General features: G+C 55.7%; 8 protein-coding genes. All 8 read left to right on the top strand.

Annotated elements, in window-relative coordinates:
* On the top strand, nt 1-242 hold a 242-nt coding region (locus VGE80_RS21740; protein WP_440594099.1), incomplete at its 5' end, for a chemotaxis protein CheW.
* Between the two features lie 125 nt (nt 243-367).
* Nucleotides 368-2,122, top strand: coding sequence for a methyl-accepting chemotaxis protein (locus VGE80_RS21735; protein ID WP_373651035.1), 1,755 nt, complete (start codon nt 368-370; stop codon nt 2,120-2,122).
* Nucleotides 2,123-2,161: 39 nt separating this feature from the next.
* The gene (locus VGE80_RS21730) at nt 2,162-2,989 is read left to right on the top strand and encodes a CheR family methyltransferase (RefSeq protein WP_440594098.1); all 828 of its coding nucleotides are present in this window, start codon (nt 2,162-2,164) and stop codon (nt 2,987-2,989) included.
* 11 nt (nt 2,990-3,000) lie between these two features.
* Nucleotides 3,001-5,427: a chemotaxis protein CheW gene (locus VGE80_RS21725; protein ID WP_440594097.1), complete on the top strand. Its 2,427-nt coding sequence runs from the start codon at nt 3,001-3,003 to the stop codon at nt 5,425-5,427.
* 12 nt (nt 5,428-5,439) lie between these two features.
* Complete coding sequence (locus tag VGE80_RS21720; RefSeq protein ID WP_440594096.1) at nt 5,440-6,096, top strand: hypothetical protein; 657 nt, start codon at nt 5,440-5,442, stop codon at nt 6,094-6,096.
* A gap of 62 nt (nt 6,097-6,158) precedes the next feature.
* A complete protein-coding gene (locus VGE80_RS21715) occupies nt 6,159-6,602 on the top strand; it encodes a chemotaxis protein CheD (protein WP_373651031.1) in 444 nt (147 codons plus the stop codon).
* Between the two features lie 122 nt (nt 6,603-6,724).
* Nucleotides 6,725-7,090 (top strand): response regulator, encoded by a 366-nt coding sequence (locus VGE80_RS21710; RefSeq protein ID WP_373651030.1) that lies wholly within the window; start codon nt 6,725-6,727, stop codon nt 7,088-7,090.
* 3 nt (nt 7,091-7,093) lie between these two features.
* The coding region (gene cheB, locus VGE80_RS21705; protein WP_440594095.1) for a chemotaxis-specific protein-glutamate methyltransferase CheB at nt 7,094-8,076 on the top strand (983 nt) is incomplete at its 3' end.

Below are 8,076 nucleotides of genomic sequence, written 5' to 3'. Positions count from 1 at the left end.
TCGGATGCACGGTCGACGCGGTGACCCAGGTCATCAAAATTTCGCCCAAAAATATCCAACCCGCCCCGGACATCGTGAAAGCTGACGGAGCGGCTTATATCTCGGGGTTTGCCAAGCTCGACAGTGGATTGGTCATCCTGCTCGATATCGCTGAACTTCTGGATCCGGCGAAACTCGAGCACGTCCGAGAGGTAGCTCGTCGCGGCTCTTCGATTTTGTCACTCTCCAAATCTGAAAACTAACCAATGTCATAAGCAGACGTGCGTTGCCGACTGTCCTCGCTCAGAGATCGGCGGAATCGTGAGCCGGTGAAACCGCTCTCACGCGATACTGCCTGAGGCAGCGCATTGTCTGCTGGAGTCATCCTATGGCCACCGACGAATCACTCTCATCCGCACCCTCACCAGGGCGTCCCCGTGCGCGACGCACGTCCGCTACTGCCCGAAGGGTGGAGCCCCGAATCGATTTTCAACAGATTCTCGAGAACTCAACCGTCCGCGTCATCGTGGCTGACCTTAGCCTGAGAATTACTTACCTGAACGCGGCCTCTCTCTCGACACTTCGAGAGCTTCAGCATCTGCTTCCCTGCGATGTGAACAATCTTCTCGGTCAGTCGATCGACATTTTCCACCGGAATCCAGAGCACCAGCGAAGACTGCTCGCCGATCCGCGCAATCTGCCACACCTCGCAAACATCCGACTGGGACCCGAAACACTCGCACTGCGGGTGTCGGCAATGTTCGACGAAGCAGGAAACTATGCGGGCCCCATGATCACGTGGGAACGAATCACCGACAAAGTCCGGCTGGAACACGAGCAGCAGCGGCTTCAGCAGATGCTGGAGCACGCTACGGTCCGCATGATTCTCGCCGACGAGAACCTCAAAATCGTCTATATGAATCCCGCGTCGGTCCGAACACTCAAGCAACTCGAGCATCTGCTCCCCTGCAAAGTCGACCAGATGATGGGGCAGTCGATCGACATCTTCCACCGCAATCCTGAACACCAGCGACGCATTCTGGCCAACCCTGACTCCTTGCCGCATCAGGCCCAGATCAAACTGGGAAACGAGATCCTCAATCTGAACGCTGTGGCGATCCGCGATTCGGCCGGAAAATACATCGGCCCCATGATCAATTGGGAACTCGTTACGGACCAGGTCCACACGAAGGAACGGGAGCAGGCACTTCAGGCAGAGCAGCAACGCATTGCGGACGACATGCGGACTCGGATCAGCCAACTGATGGTCGTGGTTCAGGCCATCGCAAACGGTGACCTCACACAGGAACTCGAACAGAATTGGGAAGATGATCTGGGACGACTGAGCCTCAGCATCAGACAGATGTCGAGCGACTTGCGGGAGTTGATCGGTCAGCTTATCGAGTCGGCAGCCCAGCAGAACGAAGGGGCCCGGGCCATTTCCGAAAGCTCACAGAATCTCAGTGAAGGGGCTCAGTCGCAGGCCGCTTCCGTTGAGGAAATGTCTGCCAGCATCGAAGAACTTGTCCGCTCGATCCAAGACATTTCAGAGAACTCAGTAGAAGCGCGACGACAGGCTGAATCGACGTCGGAACTGGCCAAGTCAGGTGGGAACTCGGTCAGTGAAGCAATTTCTTCGATGCGGCTGATTCAGAAGTCCAGCGAACAGATCAATGACATCATCCAGGTCATCAGTGAGATTGCCAACCAGACCAACCTGCTGGCACTGAACGCCGCGATCGAAGCGGCACGGGCGGGTGAGCATGGATTGGGATTCGCCGTGGTGGCCGATGAAGTCCGTAAACTGGCGGAACGTTCGAGTCTGGCAGCCAAAGAGATTACGCAGCTCATCAAGGAATCAACGCGGCGCGTGGCGGAAGGAGCCGACCTGTCGGAAAAGGTTGGCAAGTCGCTGGGTTCCATCGTCAACGCCGTAGAAATGACGGCGCTGGGGATCACCCGCATCGCGGATTCGACCAGGACTCAGGCAGCCAGCGCCAAAGATGTTCAGCTTGCAATCCGGTCGATCAGCAAGACAACTGACTCGAATGCAGCAGCATCGGAAGAGATGGCCGCCAGTGCAGAGGAACTGGGTTCACAGGCGACAACGCTACAGGATCTCGTGGCACGATTTAAGGTTTAGAAGCGCACGAAGGACAATTTGTTCGAAGGCCGGGCGGCTGTGGACTCGATTCAACTGACTCGTCAAGAATTTGAAAAGTATCAGAAGCTGATTCTGAAACTCTGCGGTATCAGTGTGCCCGATACCAAGATCACACTACTTAGTAACAGAGTCCGTCGAAGACTGCGTGCGACGAATATCGAGAGCTTCCAGAGTTACTTCGACTTCCTGACCTCATCGTCCGGCAAGACGGAACTCGACGGATTCCTCAGCGCCATCACCACGAACGAAACGTCATTCTTTCGTACACAGAAACACTTTGACTGGCTCAGTACCGAGTTTGTCGATTTGCAGATCGCCCGATCCAAAGAAGTGGGGAGCCGCCGCAGTATCCGCATCTGGTCTGCGGCGTGTAGCACCGGAGAAGAACCTTATTCCATCGCTCTCTGTCTTGCCGAAAACCAGCACAAGCTGACAAGCTGGAAGCTCGAAATCCTGGGGACCGATATCAGCGAACAGGCACTTTCCCAAGCACGCGCCGGTCTGTTCGCTACCCAAACCATGGACGATATCCCACTGAAGTTGCGGACACAGTACTTTCAGCACGACACGGCGGCAAACGCATGGAAGGTCAAACCGGCCCTGTCAGAGATCGTGAAATTCAAAAGGCACAATCTCATGCATCCGATCACTGAGCCGGCATTTGATTGCATCTTTATTCGCAATGTCCTCATCTACTTCAACCGGGCTTCAAAAGAGACCGTGATTGAGAATCTGGTCAAGGCGCTCGCGCCACGGGGGTTTCTCGTCGTCGGCCCCTCAGAGGGAATTTTTGACATGTTGGGAATGCTGACCAAGCGAAGTACTTTTCTGTATCAGAAGGAGTAGTCAGGAACCCAATGGTGTCAGATCCGAATAATCCGACGCAGAATTCTGACTCTTCATCCGATGATCTGTCAGTGTATCTGCAGGTCTTTCTCGACGAGACGGCCGAGGAGCTCGATGCTCTTGTCGAGGCGACGCTGTTTCTGGAGGGGGACCCCACTAACGCCGAAGCGTTGAACAAAGCCTTTCGCATGCTGCACTCCCTGAAAGGCTCGTGCGGAATGATGGGGTTTGAAGTCATCGGAGACTTCGCCCATACGCTGGAAGACCGATTCGAAAACTATCGATCAGGTAAGGAGCAGTTGGACCGGGACACAACGACGCTTGTCCTGAAATGTGTCGACTACTTCCGGAATTTTACCCATCGACTGAGAGCGGGAAATCCGGATGAAGGAGATCCCAGCGAGTTGATCCGCCAACTCAACGAGCAGTCACCTCGCGAAGACGCATCGGTATTCGAACCGGAAGTTCCTGCTCCCGCCTCAGTTGCTGCTGGACCTTCGAACGCCGTCTCGATGTCCGCGGGTGTGCCGATTAAGGTCAAGTTCAAGCCGGGACTTCAATTGGCCGACCTCAAGGCACGGCTGATTGTGGCACGGCTGTCATCGATCGGCGAAGTCATCTCGTGCGAACCCAAAATTGAGGACGTTCGCAGTTTTGACGAGCTTCCACTGTTCTCCTTAGTTCTCCTGACGGATCGCAAGCTCGAAGAGATCCGACGGATTGCCAGTGTTGATGGCGTCGACTCCATCGAAATGGATATGCCTTCGCTCGTTGACATTGAGTTCGATGGGAATGCCGACGGGAAAACTCCGCACGACCTGGTCGTCGAAGGGCCGGGTGATACGGCACCTCAGGCGGGTGTCACGTTCGACCACGAAAACGAGCCGGCTGCCGGCAGCCCTGTCCCTCAATCTGATGTCGCCGCAAGTTCCGCAACTGCCATCGAACCAAACAACGGCGCACCCGCATCGCCCATACCCCCAGAATCCACCGACGCAAAGGTACCTGTCACTGAAACGCTGCGCATCGATATTGATCGACTCGACCGGCTGATGAATCTGACCGGTGAACTCGTCGTGACGAATGCTCGATTCGCCGAAATCACGTCCAAAATGAGTCCGGTGTTTCGTCGCACCTCAGTTATCAACAAGACGAAGGATCTAACTGAACGGTTGAGACACCGGCTGGTCAAGTTCGAGCGACAGTTGGGAGCGACAACGAAACTCGATGAGAGTTTCAAGTCTCTTTTTCACGGGTTGGAAGACGACCTTGACAGACTCGATGAGCAGTCCTCGTTGTGGGATGAGGGGCACCGTCATTTTCTGGAGATTACCGAAGCCGTCGATCAGTTAACGCGCGTTTCGAAGAACTTGCAGCGCGGCGTACTGAATACTCGGATGGTTCCCGTCGGCCCCTTGTTGAACCGATTCAAGCGAGTCATTCGTGATCTGTCTGTCGAGCGGGGAAAGAAGGTTCAACTGGTGGTCCATGGCGAGAACACAGAACTCGACCGCAGGATGATTGATTCACTGGGTGACCCGCTTCTTCATCTGGTCCGTAACTCGATCGACCACGGCGTCGAGCTCCCCGAAGAACGTCTCGCGAACGGAAAGCCCGCCATCAGCACGCTCTCCATTGAGGCGTCTCACCGCGGCAACAATGTCCTCATCACCGTGCGTGATGACGGGAAAGGAATCGACCCGGCACGGATTCGAGATCGCATCGTCAGCCGCGGGATTGCCACCGAGGGACAAGTCCGCGAAATGTCGGATCAACAAGTCGTGGACTACATCTGGCACCCGGGATTCAGCACGGCCGACCAGATTTCGGACATCTCGGGTCGCGGCGTAGGGATGGATATCGTGCAAAGCACCATCGCATCTCTCAGCGGGACGATCGAGATGAAATCGGTTGTCGGAGTCGGGACAACGTTCACCATTCGGCTACCTCTGACACTGGCCATTATTCGCAGCCTGCTCGTCCGACATGGCGATGGTCACTTTTCCATCCCCATCGATGACGTGAGGGAAATCGTCTCGGTCGCACCGGAAAACATCCATGCTGTTCACCGCCATCTGACAATCGATGTCCGTGGCGAATTAATCTCGCTGGCGAGTATGGAGAGCATTTTTGACTGGGGGCATAAGGTCGCATCACCTCCGGCCGAACGGAGCCCACACAACCGCAATATCAACGTCGTTTTACTCAATGGGCGAGGAAAGACACTGGGACTGTGCGTTGAGGCTCTCGTGGGGCGCGCAGACATCGTGATTAAATCTCTTTCTGAGAACTTCATTGCCATTCGCGGACTGTCGGGTGCGAGTATCATGGGCGACGGATCAGTCTGTCTGATGCTCGATTGTGCGGCCTTGATTGAACTTGCCTCGGAAAGATCCGCCACGCGCACCGGAGCGCGTCCCCTGACCACGCTTCACTAGAAGGAACCTAAATTGAGCCCTGCTGCGCGACTAACCTCCGGGCAACTTCAACGACTCACCGCAGCATTTCATGCGGGAGCCGCAACGGCATCAAAGGCCATCGAGGGCTGGCTAATGGTCCCTGCGGTGATCTCGATCGATTCTGCGGATGAATGTCCCCTGGATCTGGCCACAACGGTTCTTAGCGAGACAGGCGATATCGTCGGGATGTGCGTGATGCAGATGGAGGGGACCCTCTCGGGTCGGATGGTACTGGCTTTTGACGACCTGAGCGGACTCTCGCTGAGCGATCTGCTGCTGGGGAAAGAGCCAGGAACGGCAGTGGAATGGGGTGAAATCGAGGTTTCGTCTGCATTGGAGTCAATGAACATTCTGGGCAGCTCATACCTCAACGGCATGGCAGCCAACTTGACCCAAGAGGCATCCTCGCCGGTGACCCTGGTACCGTCACCACCCCAGTTCTATCGTGACTTTGCTGAAAGCCTGCTGCAAACCGTGTTTATGGAACAAGCCGTAGACGGAAGTCACGTCTTGTTTGCGCGAGCCCGATTTGAACTGCGCGGACAACCGCTGAACTGGACGTTCCTGCTGATCCCCGACCCGCCCTCACTGCAAAACCTGTCGCAACTTCTATCCAGCCGGGACAATGCAGGCGGTGCCCAATCATGACGGAACACGATCGGTCCCCATCGCAGTCCAAATCCAGAAAGCTTCCTGAACGGAAAGTTGGCATGGGTGAGATAGAGGTAGCGCGCGGAGCATTTGTGCTGCGAACTCTTCTAGGTTCCTGCGTCGGTCTGGTCATTTACGACTTGAAGAATCAGGTCGGGGGACTGGCTCATATCGTCCTGCCGTCGTCAACCAGGCAGTCTGGGCCACCGGGAAAGTACGCTGATCAGGCGCTGGAGGAATTGTTGAAACAGATCCGCGAATTGGGTGGCCGCGAACGTCAACTTTCGGCTAAATTCGCGGGAGGTGCCAACATGTTTGCTACCACAGGGCCGACATCGATTGGAGAGCAGAATATCAACGCTGTTGAACATCTGCTGAAGACCGCGGGCATTCCGGTGCTGGGTCGGCATTGCGGTGGGAAGGCAGGTCGGCGGCTGGCGTTTGAAGTGGACACAGGTCGTGTGACCGTCGATGTCGTCGGGGCTTCGACAACTGAACTGTGAAATGGTCGCTACATCACTATTTGTCCCATTTGAGACCATCACAACGTGAATACATCTGAAGAGAGGCGGTTCCCGGCAATGTATCAACTCGACCTGGCCCGGAAATCCCCGGAGTCTGACCAATGAACCGGCTCTTGATTGTCGACGATGCCCTGATTATGCGGATGAAAATCCGTGAGATCGCCCAGTCTGCGGGGTGGGAAGTCGTCGGAGAAGCAACAAACGGTGAAGAAGCCGTGAGGCTATTCACGCAACATCGTCCAGACCTGGTGACTCTGGACATGGTGATGCCAGGGATGGATGGTCTGTCCGCATTGAAGGCCATCCGAAGTTTGCACCCCGATGCCAACATCGTCATGGTCAGCGCCGTCAATCAGAAGGATAAACTGCGCGAATGCATCGAGAGTGGAGCAATCGACTTCGTCGTCAAACCATTCCAGCCCGACAACTTCAAAGCATTTTTCGAGCAGTACCGGCAGAGCAACTGACATATGGCCAAACTCACCATCGTCGCTGTTGATGATTCAGCACTGTTTCGAGTGCTTCTGTCGAATGCCGTCCGTTCCATTCCTGATTGTGAAATCATCGGCACTGCGTCAGACGGGCAATCGGCCGTTCAGAAAATCGTTGAACTTCAGCCCGACCTGGTCACGCTCGACATGGAAATGCCCGAACTGGACGGAATGGGAGTCCTCCAGGAATTGAAGCTGCGAAAGGTGACATCCAAAGTCGTCATCGTCAGCCGACTGACAACAGCAGGCGCACGAATCACGACCGACGCCCTGTTGCAGGGTGCATTCGACTTTATCCTGAAGCCATCCGGTAAGGATCCGGCAGCGAATAAAGCCGAGCTTACGGACGCCCTCGCACAGAAAATCTCCGCGATTCGTGAGAACGCTCTGAGCCGTCGTGACACGACTCCCCTTGTTCCATTCGACCAACGCAAATTGAAACCCGCCGACGGTTCGAGCTTTGATGCTGTCGTCATCGGTTGTTCAACCGGCGGTCCTGATGCACTGGGAAGGATTGTCCCGTTTCTCGAACCTGATTTCCCGGTTCCCGTCATTATTGTCCAGCATATGCCCGAAGGATTCACTGCATCGTTAGCCAAACGACTGAATGAGGCCAGCGAAATTCCGGTGGTCGAAGCGGCCGATGGGACGGTGCTGCAGAAGGGGATGGCGATCGTGGCACGGGGGGGACACCACGTCCGTCTTGAAAAGAAGCCTTTCCGACCGGTCGTCGTGCGACTGACGGACGATCCTCATGAGCACAGTTGCCGCCCCGCCGTGGACTATACCCTTCGTTCCGCAATCGAGGCGTTTGACGGGCGTATCGTGTCCGTTATTCTGACTGGCATGGGTCGCGACGGAACAGACGGGTGCCGTTTGGTGCGAGAGCGGGGGGGCGAAGTCCTCGCCCAGGATTCGGAATCATGCGTCGTATTCGGAATGCCCAAATCCGTCATCCAGGC

The sequence above is a fragment of the Schlesneria sp. genome, from assembly GCF_036405755.1.
Taxonomy (GTDB): domain Bacteria; phylum Planctomycetota; class Planctomycetia; order Planctomycetales; family Planctomycetaceae; genus Schlesneria; species Schlesneria sphaerica.
The sequence above is the reverse complement of the archived record's forward strand: the minus strand, read 5'-3'. Positions and strand labels throughout refer to the sequence as shown.